Annotated in this window: 16 protein-coding genes; 5 read left to right on the top strand and 11 right to left on the bottom strand. The window is 47.0% G+C overall.

What is annotated here, in order from left to right:
* Positions 1-4 precede the first annotated feature (4 nt).
* From MYF79_RS31185 to MYF79_RS31175, 3 genes are all read left to right on the top strand, one after another.
* Entirely contained in the window at positions 5-1,579 is a 1,575-nt protein-coding gene (locus tag MYF79_RS31185) for a DUF1501 domain-containing protein (RefSeq protein ID WP_247811724.1), read from the top strand.
* A gap of 207 nt (positions 1,580-1,786) precedes the next feature.
* Positions 1,787-2,089, top strand: coding sequence for a hypothetical protein (locus tag MYF79_RS31180; RefSeq protein WP_247811723.1), 303 nt, complete (start codon positions 1,787-1,789; stop codon positions 2,087-2,089).
* A 102-nt stretch (positions 2,090-2,191) separates the two neighbouring features.
* A complete protein-coding gene (locus tag MYF79_RS31175; RefSeq protein WP_247811722.1) occupies positions 2,192-4,624 on the top strand; it encodes a TonB-dependent receptor in 2,433 nt (810 codons plus the stop codon).
* A 64-nt stretch (positions 4,625-4,688) separates the two neighbouring features.
* Here the strand turns inward: MYF79_RS31175 and MYF79_RS31170 are convergent, their stop codons facing one another.
* The 3 genes from MYF79_RS31170 to MYF79_RS31160 all read right to left on the bottom strand — a co-directional run bounded on the left by MYF79_RS31170 (position 4,689) and on the right by MYF79_RS31160 (position 7,458).
* The gene (locus tag MYF79_RS31170; RefSeq protein ID WP_247811721.1) at positions 4,689-5,174 is read right to left on the bottom strand and encodes a hypothetical protein; all 486 of its coding nucleotides are present in this window, start codon (positions 5,172-5,174) and stop codon (positions 4,689-4,691) included.
* Between the two features lie 92 nt (positions 5,175-5,266).
* The gene (locus MYF79_RS31165; RefSeq protein ID WP_247811720.1) at positions 5,267-5,680 is read right to left on the bottom strand and encodes a DUF983 domain-containing protein; all 414 of its coding nucleotides are present in this window, start codon (positions 5,678-5,680) and stop codon (positions 5,267-5,269) included.
* Positions 5,681-5,700: 20 nt separating this feature from the next.
* Positions 5,701-7,458 (bottom strand): ABC transporter ATP-binding protein, encoded by a 1,758-nt coding sequence (locus MYF79_RS31160; RefSeq protein WP_247811719.1) that lies wholly within the window; start codon positions 7,456-7,458, stop codon positions 5,701-5,703.
* A gap of 221 nt (positions 7,459-7,679) precedes the next feature.
* Between MYF79_RS31160 and MYF79_RS31155 the strand changes: the two genes are divergently transcribed.
* Positions 7,680-9,809 (top strand): elongation factor G, encoded by a 2,130-nt coding sequence (locus MYF79_RS31155; protein ID WP_247811718.1) that lies wholly within the window; start codon positions 7,680-7,682, stop codon positions 9,807-9,809.
* Positions 9,810-9,813: 4 nt separating this feature from the next.
* Here the strand turns inward: MYF79_RS31155 and MYF79_RS31150 are convergent, their stop codons facing one another.
* The 5 genes from MYF79_RS31150 to ubiE form a co-directional block, all read right to left on the bottom strand.
* Complete coding sequence (locus tag MYF79_RS31150; protein WP_247811717.1) at positions 9,814-11,358, bottom strand: YifB family Mg chelatase-like AAA ATPase; 1,545 nt, start codon at positions 11,356-11,358, stop codon at positions 9,814-9,816.
* Positions 11,359-11,444: 86 nt separating this feature from the next.
* On the bottom strand, positions 11,445-12,776 hold the full coding sequence (locus tag MYF79_RS31145; protein ID WP_247811716.1) for a MutS-related protein: 1,332 nt from the start codon (positions 12,774-12,776) through the stop codon (positions 11,445-11,447).
* Positions 12,777-12,969: 193 nt separating this feature from the next.
* Positions 12,970-14,313, bottom strand: coding sequence for a dihydroorotase (locus MYF79_RS31140; protein WP_247811715.1), 1,344 nt, complete (start codon positions 14,311-14,313; stop codon positions 12,970-12,972).
* A 57-nt stretch (positions 14,314-14,370) separates the two neighbouring features.
* Positions 14,371-15,012, bottom strand: coding sequence for an outer membrane beta-barrel protein (locus tag MYF79_RS31135; RefSeq protein ID WP_223233115.1), 642 nt, complete (start codon positions 15,010-15,012; stop codon positions 14,371-14,373).
* A gap of 35 nt (positions 15,013-15,047) precedes the next feature.
* Positions 15,048-15,782 (bottom strand): bifunctional demethylmenaquinone methyltransferase/2-methoxy-6-polyprenyl-1,4-benzoquinol methylase UbiE, encoded by a 735-nt coding sequence (gene ubiE, locus MYF79_RS31130; protein WP_247811714.1) that lies wholly within the window; start codon positions 15,780-15,782, stop codon positions 15,048-15,050.
* Positions 15,783-15,862: 80 nt separating this feature from the next.
* On the opposite strand from ubiE, the gene yihA reads away from it, so the two are divergent.
* Positions 15,863-16,471, top strand: coding sequence for a ribosome biogenesis GTP-binding protein YihA/YsxC (gene yihA, locus MYF79_RS31125; protein WP_247811713.1), 609 nt, complete (start codon positions 15,863-15,865; stop codon positions 16,469-16,471).
* Positions 16,472-16,485: 14 nt separating this feature from the next.
* Here yihA and MYF79_RS31120 read toward each other — a convergent pair whose 3' ends face one another.
* The 3 genes from MYF79_RS31120 to MYF79_RS31110 form a co-directional block, all read right to left on the bottom strand.
* The gene (locus MYF79_RS31120) at positions 16,486-16,890 is read right to left on the bottom strand and encodes a hypothetical protein (protein WP_247811712.1); all 405 of its coding nucleotides are present in this window, start codon (positions 16,888-16,890) and stop codon (positions 16,486-16,488) included.
* Between the two features lie 512 nt (positions 16,891-17,402).
* Positions 17,403-17,876 carry a ribonuclease H-like YkuK family protein gene (locus MYF79_RS31115; protein ID WP_149693599.1) on the bottom strand — a complete coding sequence of 158 codons (474 nt, stop codon included), beginning with the start codon at positions 17,874-17,876 and terminating at the stop codon, positions 17,403-17,405.
* Positions 17,877-18,081: 205 nt separating this feature from the next.
* A complete protein-coding gene (locus tag MYF79_RS31110; RefSeq protein WP_247811711.1) occupies positions 18,082-18,450 on the bottom strand; it encodes a CoA-binding protein in 369 nt (122 codons plus the stop codon).
* Positions 18,451-18,466: the final 16 nt, after the last annotated feature.

The following is an 18,466-nucleotide window of genomic DNA, read 5'->3' as shown; positions in this document are numbered from 1 at the left end:
AACTATGAAACGCAGAGACTTCCTTAAATATTCCGCCCCGGCAACGGTTCTGCCTACCTTTATAAACGGATTTTCTGTAAAGGCTTTCGGCGCTTCATCGCTGCTGAATGCGTTGCAGAAATCTGCAGAAGATAATGACCACGTGTTGGTGATGATCCAGATGATTGGTGGTAATGATGGTCTTAATATGATCGTTCCGCTGGATGTGTACGCGGATTATCAGAATGCCCGTAAAAATATCGCTATCCCGGAAGGATCGGTATTGCCACTGGCCAACAATATTAAAACAGGTTTCCACCCTGCTATGACAGGGCTGCAGGAACTGTACGATAATGGTAAAGTATGTGTGATCCAGAGCGTAGGTTATCCCTCTCCGGATTATTCCCACTTCCGCGCAATGGATATCTGGATGAGCGGTTCTGATCAGAACCAGATCCTGGAAACCGGTTGGGCGGGTCGTTACCTGGAAACACAGTTCCCTGGCTTCCCTGACGCTTACGAAGGTGCTGAGCCCCTGGCTATTCAGATCGGTTCCCTCACTTCTCCGGTATTCCAGGGTAATGATGCAAATATGGCTGTGGCTATCTCCAGCTCTACCGACTTCTATAACCTGATCGAAGATATTAACGACCCTGTTCCCAATACCCACGCGGGTGTTGAGCTGGAATACGTGCGTCTGATCGCCAAACAGTCCAATAAATTTGCTGATGCCATCAAAAAGGCTGCTGCGAATGTTACTTCACAGAGCCCTTATCCTGACAACAGGCTGGCAGAGCAGCTGAAAATAGTAGCGCGCCTGGTAGCCGGTGGGTTGAAAACCCGCCTCTACATGGTAACGCATGCCTTCTTCGATACACATGCTAACCAGACGCAGTCAGGCGATACCACCAAAGGTGATCACGCAAACCTCCTGGGCCAGCTGTCGGATTCTATCAAGGCGTTTATGGACGACCTCACCAAGCTCAAGGCATCGCGCCGTGTAGTAGGCATGACCTTCTCTGAGTTCGGCCGTCGTATCAAATCCAATGGTAGTATGGGTACCGACCACGGTGCTGCTGCCCCGATGATCGTATTTGGCGATTATGTACTGCAGGGTGTGCTTGGATCTTCTCCCGACATTCCTACAGAAACCAATGTGGCCGACAATATGCCGATGCAGTACGACTTCCGTTCTGTATACGCCTCATTGCTGGAACAGTGGTTCTGCGTGGACAATGCAACACTCCAGACCATTCTCTTCAAGGATTATCAGCGTCTGCCTATCGTGAGCGGTATTGCCTGTGGCACCCTGACTAACATCGACGATGTGAATAATGGCAGCAATAACCTGATCACCAATTATCCGAATCCATTCGTGTCTACCACGACACTGAAATATAAGACAAGGGGTGGCCACACCATGGTCCAGGTCTTCGATACTATGGGCCGCCTGGTGGCAACGCCTGTCAATAAGATCCAGCCTGCCGGAGAATACAGCATCACCTTCGATAGCGGTAATCTCGCCAGCGGTATCTTTTACGCACGCCTGCAGAATGGTGTGTATCAGCATGTAAGATCGATGCTGAAAGTAAAGTATTAATAATCAGCACGGAAAATATTCCGGGAGTCCATAGCAGCTATGCTATGGACTTTTTTCATGCTAAGACCATCCGCCAGCCATCAGCCCTATTGCTCATTTATGGACTAATACTATGTATGAGCAACATTGTTGCATTTATTCCCTACCTTTGTTACCGTTCAAACTCATGATCTGAAGCATAAGGTGTTATATAGGATATTGGCTATCATGCTGTTGGGGGTATTTGTATTTAATACTACCCCCCGGGCATTTATACACCAGTTCTTCCCGCACCATGATACTGAAGATGAAGCTCCGGTAGCAAAGCATGGCCCCGCTTTTTCCGTTAAACACGTACACTGCGGTTTCCTGCAAATAGAACCGGAACCTTATGAACACACCACTACATTTTATCATGTACTGGTGAAGGAGATATCCTGGCATTACGCCATCCCGGTTATCCCGGTTATTGAATACCTACCCCACAGAACACTTCCTCCCCGTGCGCCCCCGGTAACAGCGCTCGTTTAGTTTTTTACATGCACTCTTATGAAAGGGCATCCTGCCCGTATTGTTACTATTATAGCAACGCTGTGTTGCTGTATAGATAATTGTCTATAAACAAATCTTTCTATGCACTATTTACGTGTCTTTATTATAGCTTTAGTTACCAGCTTGCTTATATATATTCCCGGTTTTGCCTCAATATTAAATGACGATGATGCCGGCAGCTCGCTTAAAGGAACAGTAACAGATAAATCTTCTCACAGCCCATTGCCCGGGGCTACTGTTTATTTGCCAGACCTGCATGTTGGCGCTTCCGCCAACGCTCAGGGCGAATATGAAATCAAAAACCTGCCTAAGGGAAAATTCCTGGTGGAAGTACATTATATCGGCTATGCCGCATTTACAACAACAGTACAGATCAACGGTGTTACACAGCAGGACTTTGCCCTGTCAGAGACGCTGCTGGAGAAAAATGAAGTGGTGATCACCGGTGTGAACATGGCCACTACATTGAAGAAAACGCCTACGCCGGTAAGTATTGTAAGAAAAGATTACCTGGATGCCAACATCTCTACCAATATCATTGATGCGATTGCCAAGCTGCCTGGGGTAAGTCAGCTGACTACCGGACCTGCCATCTCCAAACCTTTTATACGTGGTCTCGGATATAACCGCGTAGTAGTAGTGGGCGATGGTGTACGCCAGGAAGGACAACAATGGGGAGATGAACATGGTATTGAGATCGATGATTATAATGTAAGCAAAGTGGAAGTATTGAAAGGCCCAGCCTCCCTGGTATATGGCTCCGATGCGCTTGCCGGTGTTGTAAATATTGTACCTCCCGGTAGTGTTGCTGCCGGCCAGATAAAAGGGAATGTAGCAGCAAATTACCTCACTAACAACGGACAGATCTCCTATCATGCGGATATTGCAGGTACCACAAAAGGAGGACTGAGCTGGAGCGCTTTTGGTACACAGAAATTTGCCCATGATTATAAGAATAAATACGATGGTTATGTATTCAATTCCAAATTCAAAAATACCAACTACGGTGGTAGCCTGGGACTGAACAAACAATGGGGCTCCTCCATTCTCCGCTTTACTTCCTTCAACCAGGAGCTGGGATTGGTTGAGGGCGACCGTAATGAGAACGGACAATTCATCAAACCGATCAACAATAATGGCGTGGCCGATGAGGCAGTAGCTACAAACGACGATTTTAAATCCTATAGCATCGGTGCACCACGCCAGAAGATCACACATAATAAACTGGTATGGGATAACAATGTTTATCTGCAGAATGGCGGTCGCCTGGCGCTGACCCTGGGTTACCAGTGGAACCGCCGCAAGGAGCTGGGGAATGTACTGGCGCCGGATGAACCTGATCTGTTCCTGAAATTGAATACTTTCAATTATGGACTGAAATACTATCTGCCGGAAATGAATGGCTGGCAGACTACCATCGGGGTAAATGGTATGCAGCAGCAGAATAACATCGGCGGAGAAGAATACCTGATACCCGCTTACGACCTCTTCGATGCGGGGGTATTTGCAGTAACCAGCAAAACATTTGATAAACTGACGGTAAGCGGCGGCTTGCGTTTCGATAACCGCCATATGAATATTAAGGGGCTGCAACTGGATGGTGGTGAAACGAAATTTGCCAGCTTTGATCGTGACTTTTCCAACGTATCGGGTAGTGCGGGACTAAGCTATGCCGCCAGCCAGCAGGTAACCCTGAAGCTGAATGTGGCCCGCGGTTTCCGTGCGCCGAATATTTCAGAACTGGCAGCGAACGGTGTGCATGAAGGAACTATTAAATATGAATACGGCAACCAGGATTTAAAGCCGGAAGTGAGCACCCAGGGAGATCTGGGACTGGAGTTCAACTCACAGCATATTTCCCTAACCGCCGGTGTGTTCTACAATCATATCAGCAATTTCATCTTTGCCCGTAAACTGGTAAATGCAGCTGGTACAGATTCTATCCCGGCTACTGATAATGATGAAGGATATTCCGCTTTTAAATATCAGCAGAACACTGCCAATCTTTATGGAGGAGAATTAATGCTCGATATACATCCGCATCCGATCGACTGGCTGCATTTTGAGAATACCTTTTCTTATGTACGCTCATCTGTTGCCAATAGCACCGATTCAACAAAATATCTACCCAATATCCCCGCAGCCCGCTGGCTTTCTGAGCTGAAAGGGAAGTTCAAAAAGGTAGGAGGCGTCATGCAGAATGCATACATCGGCGTGCAGCTGGATAAGACATTTGCACAGAATGATGTCTTCTACGCCTACCAGACAGAAACAGCTACCTCCGGATACACTTTGCTGAACGCAGGTATCGGTACTGATTTCGTGAATAAGAAAAATAGTAAAGTATTGTTCTCCCTGCATCTGGCAGCTAATAACCTGACAGACGTTGCTTATCAGAATCACCTCAGCCGCTTGAAATATGCTCCTGAGAACGAGGTAACGGGCAGGATGGGCGTATTTAATATGGGCAGGACTTTCAGCATGAAAGTGTCCATCCCGATTGATTTTAAGTGATCACTGACTGATTGATCAGGTAACAGGAAATAATGTGGAAAAGTACATTATTTCCTGTTGCTGTTTATGGGCAGCTTTGTCTCAATGCACTGATCAGCGATCTGTCATAGTTCAGTTGTACTGGTTTGTCGGGATCGACGGTAATATCTTCCAGTTTTTCATTTGCTTTATCCAGCCGCAACCATGCAATGGTAGATTCGTGGTCTTTCTCACTGGCAAACAGTTGCAGGAATAGCTTACTGTTATCCTGCCGGTCTATCCTTACCTTGATGTTCGCTTTCTCGGCAAGATCTGATTTGAAGTCAGAGCTCTGTATGATGTCTGTAATTGTTTTATAACATTCGGGAGGGTAGGGGCCAGCCTGTGGCTTCAGTACTTCCCCCTCCGGGGTATTGCGGGCCGTATCCACAGTTTGTTGCTTTGCAGGCGCCTCATCTGTGACGGCTGTTACGCTGTTGCTGTCTGCCTTTGTTTCTGTTTCCTGTGAGGCGGCCACGCAGCTGCTCAGCAGGGAAATGGCGAAGATGTACAGTAGGTGATTGACTTGCATGAGTTGATCTTTTGCAGAGGTATAACAAAAGTCATGCAATGAATCGGGGTGTAAATGAAGAAGGCTGACTTTGTAGCCAGCCTTCCTTTTGTTTATTTTTCCGGCAATTCTGCCGTGCTTTCATCATAATACACAAAAAAGTACAGATATATGACCCTGCTGATGCGCATCAGCCAGGGCTGCAGTAATATCAGCAAAACGCCGTTTACGCCCAGCCAGATAAAGATGCTGTTGTCTGCCCACGATAAGCCGAAGAATACCCAGTAGGCGATCAACGTTGCTACCGAAAAGGCTACACCTAAAGCATAACTGACATACCCGGTGCCAAACCAGAAACCTGTTTCCAGTTCGTATTTCTGCCCGCAAACGGGACAGCGTTCATGCATATCGAAGGTCCTTTTCAGGTTCGTATAGGCATTTTTGGTCTTAAACATATCTCCTCTGCGGCAATGCGGGCATTTCATAGTAAGCATGCTCAGGAAGTAGTTTGGTCGCTTTTTGCTCATGGGCGCAAAGATAATTATAATTATCGCTCCCCAATCTGTTGCCTCCACATCGCATAATAAAGGCCTTTTTCTGACAGCAACTGATCGTGCGTACCGGTTTCCGTAATGCGGCCTTTTTCCAGAACATAGATCCTGTCGGCATGCATGATGGTGGATAAGCGGTGTGCGATCATAACGGTGATATGTTCCCTTGTAGAGGTAATGTCACGTACTGTATTGGAAATAGATTCTTCTGTAATTGAGTCCAGCGCTGACGTAGCTTCATCAAATACCAGCAGGCGCGGACGGCGCAACAGGGCACGTGCAATAGATAAACGCTGCTTTTCACCACCGGATATCTTCATACCGCCTTCCCCGATCACTGAATTGAGGCCATTATCTGCCCGCTCCAGCAGGGTATTACAGCTGGCCTGCTTCATCACCTGCAGGATCTCTTCATCTGTAGCCTGCGGATTCACGAACAACAGATTCTCCTTGATAGATCCGGAGAACAGCTGGGTATCCTGTGTTACGAAACCGATCTGGTATCTCAGTTCCTCAATATCAATGTTACGGCTGTCCACCCCGTTGTAGTCAATAGAGCCTTCCTGCGGTGAATAAAGACCTACCAGCAGTTTTACCAGGGTGGTTTTACCAGAACCTGAGGGGCCTACAAAAGCGACGGTTTCACCCACGTTGACATTGAAGTTGATGCCATCCAATGCTTTAGAGGTAGCGGTCTGGTGTTTGAAGCCTACATTTTTGAAGGTCAGCTTGTCAATGCGGTTGATCTTAACCGGGTCTACCGGGGTTGGTTCTACCGGCGTGTTCATGATCCGCTCGAAGTTCAGCAGCGATACCTGTGCTTCACGGTAAGCCAGGATGATGTTTCCCAACTCCTGCAAAGGGCCGAAAATGAAGAAGGAGTACAGCTGCAGCGTAAACATCTGTCCTACGCTCACCGTGTCCTTGTATATCATAAAAAGGAGCAGGAACAGAATGGTCTGGCGCAGGAAATTCACGAAAGTACCCTGTATAAAGCTGATACTGCGTACGCTGCGCACTTTCTTCAGTTCCAGCATCAGGATGCGGATGGTGGTCGAGTTTAACCTGCCGATCTCCTGGTGCGTCAGCCCAAGGCTTTTTACCAGCTCGATGTTGCGCAGGGATTCTGTAGTAGCGCCCGCCAGCATGGTTGTTTCCTTGACGATGGTCTTCTGTATGGTCTTAATCTTCCTGCTCAGTACATTGATCAGCCAGCCGAGGATCAGGCTGCCACCAAAATATACGAATACCAGGCTCCAGTGGACGCTAAAGGCATAGATCATTACAAATATGACCCCGATGAAGGCTACGAAGAGTACGTTCACAAAGGACGTGATGAATTTCTCGCTGTCGGTCCTCACTTTCTGGAGCACGGCCAGCGTTTCGCCGCTTCGCTGATCCTCAAACTGCTGGTAAGGAAGCCTTAACGAATGGCGGAGACCATCGGTGTAGATCCTGGCCCCGAACTTCTGGATGATCACATTCACGAAATAATCCTGGAATGCTTTCGCGATACGGGACACCATGGCAACTCCTATAGATGCCAGCAGCCAGAGAATAACGCCTTTTACATACTCAGATTGCGGACGCGGAAGGCCATTGGCCGTGGTGTGCGGATGATTCGCAAAAAGGTCTACGATCCTGCCGAATATATAGGGATCCAACAGGGAGAATACCTGGTTAATGGTAGCTAATAATAAGGCCAGTCCTATCAACCATTTGTAACTTTTCAGATAATATAAAAACAATTTCATGATACTTATGACGGTCTAGAAGACAAAGGTACATTAATATTGATGTTGCAACATGTTTGAGCTGCTACGGTAGAAAAAAATAGAGTAACTTAATACTCAGAATCGGTCACAGCTTATCCAGCACCGGCTAAAATCACCAAAACGGCATTCCACGTCTGCTTTTCTTTTCTTATTGTTTACGATCAGCCTCTCCGGCTGAGCAATCATTAATTCTAACGTTTATGAAGACCTATGATGAGAAACACATCAGGAACATTGTATTATTGGGTGCCGCAAAGAGCGGAAAAACAACCCTTTGTGAAACCATGCTCTTTGAAGCAGGTATTATTCCCCGACGTGGTACCGTAGAAGAAGGGAACACTGTTTCCGATTACCACGATGTAGAGCATGAACGGGGAAGTTCCGTCTATGCCACCTGTCTGCATACCGAATGGCGTGATTATAAGATCAATATCATTGATACGCCCGGGCTGGAGGACTTTATCGGTGAGATCATTTCCTCCATCCGCGTCTGCGATACTGCGCTGCTGCTCCTGAATGCACAATACGGAGTAGAAGTAGGTACAGAACAGATATGGGATTATGTAGACAAATACCAGAAGCCAACTATCCTGGCGGTCAACCAGTTAGACGCAGAACAGGCCAACTTTACCCGTACGGTGGATGAGGCGCGCCGCGTATTCGGTCCGGCGGTGACCATCATGCAATATCCTGTAAATCAGGGTACAGGGTTCAATAGTGTGATCGATCTGCTTAAAATGACGATGTACCGTTTCCCTGAAAATGGTGGAAAGCCCGAGAAGCTCCCCATTCCTGACAGCGAGAGGGAGCAGGCGGAGCGACTTCATAACGAGCTGGTAGAAAAAGCGGCCGAAAATGATGACACCCTCATGGAACAGTATTTTGAAAAAGGCAATCTCGATGAAGACGAAATGAGGCAGGGGCTGAAAATAGGCATGCTTAAACACCAGGTATTCCCCGTTTTCTGCCTCTCAGCCATCAATAATATGGGCAGTGGCCGTTTAATGGGTTTCATCGATAATGTGGCCCCGGCTGCCGTAGATATGCCTCCTGAACAGGCAGAAGACGGCAGCGCTATTCCCTGTGATCCTTCCGCATCACCAGTCTTATTCGTGTTTAAAACCCTCCAGGAGCCCCATATAGGGCGCCTTTCGTTTTTTAAGGTACTGGCAGGCGAAATAAAAGCAGGTGTTGAATTATACAATGAGAAGGGTAGTACCATGGAAAGGCTGAACCAGTTGTTCATTACTGATGGCCGTAACCGGCAAAATACCGAGGTATTACGCGCGGGGGATATTGGCTGTACACTGAAACTGAAAAATACCCTTACCAATCATACTCTCAGCGACAAACAATCAGGTAAACAGGTAAAACCTATTGAATTCCCGGGTCCCAAGGTGAGAGTGGCCATTGAGGCTACCAATAAAGCAGATGATGAAAAACTGGGGGAAGTGCTGGCGGAATTGCATATGGAAGATCCTACCCTGGAAATAGAATACAACCGCGAATTAAAACAGGTAATCCTGCATGGACAGGGAGACCTGCACCTGGCTGTTACCAAATGGAGGCTGGAAAATATCTACAAGATGCATGTGGAATATTTACCTGCAAAAATTCCCTACCGCGAAACCATCCGGAAACATGCTGCGGCTACCTACCGACACAAGAAACAATCCGGTGGCGCCGGCCAGTTCGGAGAGGTCTTCCTCACTATTGAACCCTATTATGAAGGCATGCCGCCTTATAAGGAGCATCCTGTGCGCGACACAGATGAAATAGACCTTAACTGGGGCGGAAAGCTGGTGTTCAATAACTGCATCGTAGGAGGAGCCATTGATGCCCGTTTCCTGCCTTCCATCCTCAAAGGCGTGATGGAAAAAATGCAGGAAGGGCCCCTTACCGGCTCTTATGTGCGGGATATCCGGGTGAGTGTTTATGATGGTAAAATGCACCCTGTAGACAGCAATGATATCTCTTTCAAAATAGCCGGTATGATGGCGTTCCGGGACGCCTTTCACCAGGCAGCGCCGCAGTTGCTGGAACCGGTATTTGATATCGAGATCGCCGCACCCGACGCGATGGCGGGAGATGTAATGAGCGAGCTACAGAGCCGCAGAAGTATCATTACCGGTATGGATACGCAGAATAATTACCAGGTTATCAAAGCCCGTACCCCGCAGGCAGAGCTGGATAAATTGTATGCAGCGCTGCGGAATGTTACGCAGGGTAAGGCTAAGATCAAGACCGCGTTCGCGGAGTATGCCCCCGTGCCGCCTGATGTACAGAAGAAATTGTCTGAAGAATATAAAAGCGCGGAACTGGTGGCATAATGGACTATTTGTCCCACCAGTCTTCTCTGTCCAGACTTCTGCAATGAATAGCTTCTGCCAGGTGTTCGATCTTTATGTGTTCACTGGCTTCAAGATCGGCCGCAGTACGGCTTACCTTGAGAATCCTGTCATAGGCACGTGCGGAGAGCTTAAGCTTCTGCATGGCATTCTTTAGAAGATCTTCACCTTCTTTGCTCAACCTGCATACTTTCCGTAGCAGGCTGCTGGTCATCTGCGCATTGCAGTATATACCCCTGTAAGCCCTGAACCGGGCGTTTTGTATCTCTCTTGCCATTAATACCCGTTCCCGTATAATTACGCTGGGCTCCCCATCAGAATGGTCCAGCAGGGAGTGTACGGGCACGGGTGTTACTTCTATATGCAGGTCTATCCTGTCCATTAACGGGCCAGACACCCTGTTCAGGTACCGTTGTACGGAACCGGGCGCGCAGGTGCAGGCCTTCTCGGGGTGATTAAAGAAACCGCAGGGGCAGGGGTTCATACTGGTAACCAGCATGAAGCTGGCGGGAAACTCAACCGACAGTTTGGCCCGGGAAATAGACACTCTTCTTTCTTCTATAGGTTGCCGCATTACCTCAAGTGCCTGCCTGCTGAACTCGGGCAGCTCGTCCAGGAATAGTACGCCGTTGTGTGCCAGCGATATTTCACCCGGTTGTGGAATGGCCCCTCCGCCGATCAATGCGGTATGACTAATGGTATGATGCGGGGAGCGGAAAGGTCTTTGTGTGATCAATGAAGCATCCGCCGGTAGTTTGCCGGCTACAGAATGGATCTTGGTCGTTTCCAGTGCCTCCTGTAAACTAAGCGGTGGCAATATCGTACAAAGTCTGCGGGCCAGCATGGTCTTGCCTGCGCCCGGAGGACCGATCAGCAGCGCATTATGTCCGCCGGCTGCAGCTACCTCCAATGCGCGTTTAATGGTGTATTGGCCTCTTACATCGTTAAAGTCGATATCAAAATGCTGCTGCCCGTTCGCAAACTCCGCTCTCGTGTCTACAAATACCGGCTGCAGCGTATCGGGCGCCTGCAGAAAATCGATCACTTCCTGCAGATGTGTAACGCCATATACTTCGAGGTTATTCACCATCGCTGCTTCGCGGGCATTCTGTGCCGGTACGATCAGGCCCTTGAAACCTTCTTTTCTGGCCTGGATGGCAATAGGTAAGGCACCCCGGATGGGTTGTACGGTACCATCCAGGGATAATTCTCCCATGATGGTGAATTGTGATAAGAGGTCAGGGCTGATCTGTTCTGACGCGGCTATCAACCCTAATGCAATGGGCAGGTCATAGGCAGAACCGGCCTTCCTGATATTGGCCGGAGCCATGTTCACGACTGTCCTGAAACGGGGAAACTTAAAGCCGATGTTAATGATGGCAGATTCGATGCGCCGTTCACTTTCTTTGACAGCGCTGTCCGGTAAGCCTACAATGTAAAACTGGGTGCCTTTGGGAGCAACGTTTACTTCAATAACAATGGAAATGGCTTCTACGCCTTGTACGGCACTGCCGTAGGTTTTTACGATCATAGATAAGGATAAAATTGAGAATGAATAAATATGGATGCCGAATTTAGAGAAAGGTCTGCATCCAATATTTATTCATTCTGTGCATTTTATTTTATCTCATTCAGTAAGTCCAGTACTTTCTCTCGCTTAAGGATGAGGTATCCGATCTTTTCTTTTGCTACACCATCTTTCAGCTGATAGGTGAAGTACAGGTTATCGTCTATGACCTGCGATTCAAAATATTTAAACCGGATATTCTGTGCATTTTGCAGCTCTTCCGCGATCTCGTACAGATGTGTAGATAGGATGAAAAGACAATTGGTGCTCTTCAGTAATCCATTTACCACAGCGAGTGAGCAATTCTTCGCATCTTCCACATTGGTACCTTTAAACATTTCATCTATCAGTACCAGCCATTTCCTGTTATCATTTATCTTGATGATAGTGTTCTTGATACGTTGTACTTCATTGAAGAAAAAACTTTCTCCTTTAAAGATGTTGTCCTGTACCTGGATATTGCTGAATATACCGTTAAAGAAGCTCAGCTTCATACTTCCCGCAGGCACCCCCATGCCTATATGCGCGAGGAACACAGCTACTCCCACTGCTTTGATAAAAGTTGTTTTCCCTGCCATGTTGGCTCCTGTCAGGAACAGGAAGTGCGACTGTGGTTTCATGGTGATATCGTATGCCACTGGTTTGGGCAGAATGATATGATAGAGATTATCCAGCTGTACAAAGGGATGAGGCGTATCTTCAAACACGGGGAATTGCAGGTTGAAATGCCGTACAGCCTTTGCCATAGCATAATAGGCGTCAAGGCGGCGATAGATATCCAGCAGTTCGGAAATGGTTTTCCGCTGTCTCTTCCGGATGTAATGGTCATACCGTAGTATCTGTACAAAGGATACAGGGCCAGCCTCGCTTGCTGTTATGATATCATTGAATTCTTTCTGATAAAGCAGGTGATGGGCCCTGTCCAGTAATTGCTTCAGTATCTTCGGCGTCTGGTCTGTATTGAAATTCTTTTCCAGCTGGCGGAATCCCGTCAGGAGATTGAGCAGCTGGGTAAAGGAGAATTTAATAAAACTATAGTCCGGTGAAAAAATGGTTTTAGTCAGCAGCGCGCTTACAAGCAATGGAACACCATCCGGGTTGCTGATCGGCTCTATCTGTGCTTCCAGGTAGTTCTCCATCACGACGATAGTACCATTACTGATGATATCTGCAGGCCAGCTGTCTTCCTGCTGCAGGATGTATTGTAATACTTTCTGACGCTCTTCTATGGAAGCAATATCTTTTAAAGGATTGCTGTAGAGGTATCGTAAGTAATCCTTGCCACCTGTGGTAGTGGTAAAATCCAGTTTATGAAACAGCGAATATTCTTCTTCACGGTTAAATATGGAGAGATCATAGTAGGTTGTTTTGTCCAGTTCCATGCACAGGTATTTTTAGTGAATATACGTATAATCGAAAAAGCATTGGTATCATGACGATGCGCTGTTCCCAATAATATGTATAGATGCAGGGCGCCGCCATTTCCATAAATGCAGAGGATGGTAATGTTACAAAAGAAAATGCTCTTATCAATGAACGATAAGAGCATTTTCCTTTATCTGTTGAATAAGATGATCAACGGTTAAATAACAGGCGCTGTCCCCGTTCCGCTTCATTGAAACGACCATTCTCATAAGCCAGGTGTCCGTTCACGAATGTATGTGTAACAGCTGCCGGGAAAGTATGTTCTTCAAAAGGAGACCAGCCGCATTTATAATAGATATTCTGTTTATCCACCGTAGTGGCCTGTTGCAGATCAACGATCACGCAATCAGCGAAGTAGCCTTCCCGCAGGTAGCCCCTGTCTTTGATCTGAAAGCATACTGCCGGCGCATGGCACATCTTTTCCACCACTTTTTCCAGGGTGATATTGCCCAGCGATGCATGTTCCAGCATCAGCAGCAGGCTATGCTGCACCAGCGGTACGCCGGAAGGCGCCTGTAAGTAAGGCTGATGTTTTTCTTCCCATGTATGTGGCGCATGGTCTGTTGCGATAATGTCCAGCCTGTCATCCAGCAGGGCTTTCCAGAGTGCATGTTTATTGTGTACTGCTTTGATAGCCGGATTACATTTGATCAGGTTGCCCCGCCATGGGTAGTCATCCGCAGAGAAATGCAGGTGATGCACACATACTTCCGCAGTAATGCGTTTCTCTTCCAGGGGCAGCATATTGCTGAACAGTTGTAATTCTTTTTCGGTCGAGATATGCAGGATATGCAGTCTTGAATTGAATTTTTTGGCAAACTGGATAGCCGCGAGAGAAGACTCGAAACAAGCTTCTTCATTGCGGATGATGGGGTGATAGTCTACAGTAAGATTTTCCGCACCCACTTCCTGTTTATACTTTTCCAGGTTAGCCTTAATGATCTTTTCGTCCTCGCAGTGTGTAGCGATCAACAACTCGCTGCCTGAGAAGATCTGTTCAAGCGTAATGTAATTGTCTACCAGCATATTACCGGTAGAAGAGCCCATGAAGATCTTTACGCCACAGATCCGGTCTTTTCTGGCATTTGTTTTCAGTACTTCTTCCACATTATCATTGGCTACACCCATGAAAAAGGAGTAGTTCGCCAGTGAATGCTGTGCGGCAATATTATATTTATCTTCCAGTAATTCCTGTGTAAGTGCCGCCGGTTGCGTATTAGGCATTTCCATGAAACTGGTGGTGCCTCCGGCTACTGCTGCGCGGGCTTCGGTATAAATGGTGGCTTTGTGCGTAAGGCCTGGTTCACGGAAATGGACCTGGTCGTCAATAACGCCGGGCAGGAGGTGCTTGCCTTCCCCGTTAATTTCTGTGTATTGACCGCTCACATTCAATTGCGGAGCTATTTTCGCGATGCGGCCATCTTGTATATATACGTCCTGAACAGTAGTGGTGCCTTCGTTGACCACTGATATATTGCGGATGATGTAATTCATGGCGCAAAGATAGTAAATAGACAATTTGTCCACAGACTAACTATGTGCGGCAGGAACTCAACCTTCCAGGTGGATGGAAAAAACGATCATCCTCGAATTCAGCTTATCGATCACATTGGAGTAACGCAGGTGCTCATCTTTCACATGTACGTTACCAATACCATTGCTGATCTTGAACTCAGGAGAGAAGATAAAACTGGGGAAGTAGAACTCAAAGCCGGCTCCGAACTCATAACCATAGTCGCTTTTCCTGATCTTCACCAGGTCTTCCGCACGACGGGCCCTCGCATTGGAAGCAAGGTCATAGTCGTATTTCAGACCACCGATCGTGTACACGCGCATGTTACCGATACGGTCAGATTTGAATTTCAGCTGCAGTGGAAAGCTGAGCAGGATAGACTCGATGTTCTTGGTCGTTTCTCTTGCCGGATAGTTCTCTTTATAGTAGAGGTTTTTGGAGGCAAATAATAGCTGCGGATTGAAGCGGATGTCGAAGTTCTCGCTCAGGCGTACGTTTCCCAGTAAGCCCAGGTTAAAACCGAAGGTCCTTAATGGTTCAGCTACCATAATAGAGTCCTGCTTGAGGAAGATCTCATCATGGTATAACTTGAAATTGGAATTGTTGCCTGCAAGTGTGATACCAAAGTAATAGGGCTTGGCGTCATGTTCTTCCATGTTCATCACAGACTGCGCTTTCACGCTACCTGTATTCCATAGGATTACCAGAAGAAGTACTAGCGGGATGCGCAATAAATAGAGCTGATGCCGAATGTGAGCTTTTTGCATGTTACTGCTTGGAAACCGGTATTAATTAAAATATTACACATTTCCTGACCTTGTGGGAACGCTTTCACGGACTCCGGCAGATAGGTATATGCTGCTTCGCTCCTGGCTATCCATTTCCCGATCAAAGGTGTAATATAACGAAAATATAAATTATATAATTGTTTAATAGGAAAAACGGTCGGATTGGAGAATTCCAATATTACCAGCTTTCCTCCCGGCTTTAGTACACGCAACATTTCAGCCAGTCCTTTTTCCAGATTCTCGAAGTTACGTACGCCGTATGCTACCGTTATAGCATCAAACGTCTTGTCTGGAAAACTTATTGTCTCACTGTCGCCCAGCTGGAGGGTTATTTTGTCGGATAGTCCCAGTTTATTGATCTTTTCACGTCCGTGAGCAAGCATGCCCTCAGAGATGTCAATCCCGGTTATTGTACTGGGTTGCAGCATCTTATTCGCCATAATGGCAAAGTCGCCCGTGCCGGTGGCCACATCAAGCATTTTCTTTGGCTGTAAGGTCTTTAGTTGTTTTAAAGCCTTTTTACGCCATTGGATATCAATACCTAATGACATGAAATGGTTGAGGAAATCGTAGCGGTGAGCAATGTCGTTGAACATGGTCGCTATCTGTTCCTTCTTGCTGAGTTCTGATGTGGCAAACGGTACAATCTTCTTATCTGACATAGCCCGCAAAGTTAGGAGAAAATAGAGAAATGCCGGCAATAAGTAAATTTTCATGAACTTTGTGCCCGAAGAGTAATAATATGATCATCAAGAGCGCAGAATACCTCATCAGTAATGTTGACTGGCAGAAATGTCCCACTCCGAATCTCCCGGAATATGCCTTTATAGGCCGTTCCAACGTGGGAAAGTCATCCCTGATCAATATGTTGGCAAACAATGAAAAGTTGGCTAAAACGTCCGGAACACCGGGTAAAACGCAGCTTATCAACCACTTCCTGATCAACCAGGCCTGGTACCTGGTAGACTTGCCGGGATATGGCTTTGCCAAGGTGAGTCAGTCGCAGCGTAGATCCTGGGAGCAGATGATCGAGAATTATCTCCGGAAAAGGGAGAACCTGGTCAATGTGTTTGTACTGATAGACAGCCGCCATACCCCGCAAAAGCTGGATATCGACTTTATTAACCAGCTGGGAGAGTGGCAGATCCCTTTCTCCCTGGTATTTACCAAAGCAGATAAGAATACCCAGGCGGAAACCAGCCGGAATATCAAGGCATTCCTGAATAAGCTCAGGGAAACATGGGAATTTCTCCCTGCCCATTTTGTAACCAGCACTGTGAAAAAGACAGGCAGAGATGCTATCCTGTCAATGATAGACGAGATGAATACAGAATTCCGGGCCATTGCCTAGCCCGGCAAAACAAATTAAGGCTTCACCCGCACATACACACGGCCGACGTGGACGCTGGAATGCACTGATAAGAGGGATAAGGTGTCATTCCCTGTGATATTGCAGCTGAATATCCGTGGATTCCATGGATCACTGTCTGCCACCAGGTAGGGCTGGCGATCGCTTTTAAGGGCCATCAGGTAGGTTTCCCTGGAGATCAGCGAGCCACGATTGTAGGTAAGCATATTGTTACCATCGAATTTCAGGATCTCTAAAGAGGTTGTATCAGGCTGAACCAGGGTATTTCCCCCGGAAGGCTTCGAATACAACAGCCGCCAGCTGCCCTGCAGCTTTTGGGAAGAAGTGTCGGAGATAGTCTCTTTTTTGCACGAGGAGTTGGCAAATACTAACAGTAGTATGACAGTTATGTAGGCACGCATGTTGGACAGCTATTCAGTAAAATCAGTATAACAGTATCAGTATAACAAGTATAAATTAAGGATTTTTTTTCAAATTAAAAGAGCCCCGTCCGGATGAGAAAGCCGGGAGTTGAAAGGTTAAGGCCTCGAAATGAGGCCTGGACTGCGTTTGAGCCTTCTGCTTTTACGAAGAGTTAACATAACAATATTTTTCCGGGATTTTCGTTCACTGTCCGCCGGGCACCCTGCCTGATGGAAAGGCATACCCTGTTTCGCACACATATAATGGCCACTGGCCGGCGCGCTGTTACCGGGATAGCAATATAAAGACCAGTTTCTAGAGGAAAACCGGTATGATGGCCGTTCTCAAAGCATTTGCAGCCTTTTATGGCAGGTATGTCTAAAAGGTATCTGTAATCCGTATTGTGGGCGGATAATTGGCTTGAGGGTATCGGTTTTTCAGGGGGAAGAAAGCCCCCGGATGCGAAGGAACGCATCCTGACAGCGGGGAAAGTAAATATCAGCCTGCAGGCTTAGTTCACTACCTTATCCGCACAGCAGCTGCTGGCGAAGGCGTCTGGTTTTGCTTTAAAGGCAAATCCCATTCCCAGGATGTAACCCATTGCCTCACGCAGGGCCAGGTTACTTTTGAACTGGGGGTTCGTGTTAATGTCTGCATGTACTTCCATGTCCACATCATATTCAGTGAACATGTCACACAGTTCATAGGCGATCTCAATACTCTTGGCTACCTCAATGAGCATACGCTCCTTGATGGAGTAAGAGTCGCGTGTTTTGTCGTTGTGGATGAACATGAAACCTCCATGTCCTTCACGCAGGAAAACGATCACTGTTGCAAATTCTGTTTCTGCACCTTTTACCTGTGAGTCCGTGCCAATACACACTTTTAAGTGAAAGCCCTTTCCGGTTTCCCGGACAATTGCCTGGCGTACTTCTTCTTTAATGGGCAAATGAATCGGTTCGCCGTTGAATCTTCTCCATTTCATGATAATATATATGATTAGAGTGAATAGGCGTGGTAGTTAAGATTACATTTATGCCGTTCTGTCGTTATAAATCCTTGCTGGTAGGGGAAAATTATAAGTAATATACAAAAATTAATCAGCAATCAGATAAGAGAAAGCAAGAATTAACGGCATCTTATTCCGGAAGGGACAACATTTCACAGGAGGGTAATAGTGGCTACAGGCCTTAATACTGGCCAGTGCTCAACAACACCAGTGTACAAGCTTCCATCGTTTCAATACCTTTATTTTCAGCCAATGTGGCCAGCTCCTCATTCTCTGTACCCGGGTTAAAAATGATGCGTTTCGGGTGCAATTGCAGGATATAATCATAATACTCCCGCTGTAGCACCGGATTCATATACAGGGTAACGGTGTCCACATCTGCAGGCACCGGATGCTCTTTCGTAACAGGGATATCGCCTATCTGTGCCTCTTTTTTGCCGATAGCAAGTACAGGATGCCCTTTTGCCGCCAATCTGGACACTGCCAGGTAGCTATATCTTGTCGGGTTGGGAGAGGCGCCTAATACAACTGTGAGTTTCTTATCGTTCATAACCATCTTTTTAAAT

The organism is Chitinophaga filiformis (assembly GCF_023100805.1).
GTDB classification, from domain to species: domain Bacteria; phylum Bacteroidota; class Bacteroidia; order Chitinophagales; family Chitinophagaceae; genus Chitinophaga; species Chitinophaga filiformis_B.
This window is presented reverse-complemented; position numbering and strand designations above follow the sequence as displayed.

What these genes read in the sequence shown, in the direction of transcription:
- MYF79_RS31160 (WP_247811719.1), bottom strand. Translation starts at nt 7,458, where the DNA reads ATGAAATTGTTTTTATATTATCTGAAAAGTTACAAATGGTTGATAGGA.
- MYF79_RS31140 (WP_247811715.1), bottom strand. Translation starts at nt 14,313, where the DNA reads ATGAATTACATCATCCGCAATATATCAGTGGTCAACGAAGGCACCACT.
- MYF79_RS31165 (WP_247811720.1), bottom strand. Translation starts at nt 5,680, where the DNA reads ATGAGCAAAAAGCGACCAAACTACTTCCTGAGCATGCTTACTATGAAA.
- yihA (WP_247811713.1), top strand. Translation starts at nt 15,863, where the DNA reads ATGATCATCAAGAGCGCAGAATACCTCATCAGTAATGTTGACTGGCAG.
- MYF79_RS31145 (WP_247811716.1), bottom strand. Translation starts at nt 12,776, where the DNA reads ATGGAACTGGACAAAACAACCTACTATGATCTCTCCATATTTAACCGT.
- MYF79_RS31110 (WP_247811711.1), bottom strand. Translation starts at nt 18,450, where the DNA reads ATGAACGATAAGAAACTCACAGTTGTATTAGGCGCCTCTCCCAACCCG.
- MYF79_RS31170 (WP_247811721.1), bottom strand. Translation starts at nt 5,174, where the DNA reads ATGCAAGTCAATCACCTACTGTACATCTTCGCCATTTCCCTGCTGAGC.
- MYF79_RS31185 (WP_247811724.1), top strand. Translation starts at nt 5, where the DNA reads ATGAAACGCAGAGACTTCCTTAAATATTCCGCCCCGGCAACGGTTCTG.
- MYF79_RS31150 (WP_247811717.1), bottom strand. Translation starts at nt 11,358, where the DNA reads ATGATCGTAAAAACCTACGGCAGTGCCGTACAAGGCGTAGAAGCCATT.
- MYF79_RS31180 (WP_247811723.1), top strand. Translation starts at nt 1,787, where the DNA reads ATGCTGTTGGGGGTATTTGTATTTAATACTACCCCCCGGGCATTTATA.
- MYF79_RS31175 (WP_247811722.1), top strand. Translation starts at nt 2,192, where the DNA reads ATGCACTATTTACGTGTCTTTATTATAGCTTTAGTTACCAGCTTGCTT.
- MYF79_RS31155 (WP_247811718.1), top strand. Translation starts at nt 7,680, where the DNA reads ATGAAGACCTATGATGAGAAACACATCAGGAACATTGTATTATTGGGT.
- MYF79_RS31115 (WP_149693599.1), bottom strand. Translation starts at nt 17,876, where the DNA reads ATGAAATGGAGAAGATTCAACGGCGAACCGATTCATTTGCCCATTAAA.
- ubiE (WP_247811714.1), bottom strand. Translation starts at nt 15,782, where the DNA reads ATGTCAGATAAGAAGATTGTACCGTTTGCCACATCAGAACTCAGCAAG.
- MYF79_RS31120 (WP_247811712.1), bottom strand. Translation starts at nt 16,890, where the DNA reads ATGCGTGCCTACATAACTGTCATACTACTGTTAGTATTTGCCAACTCC.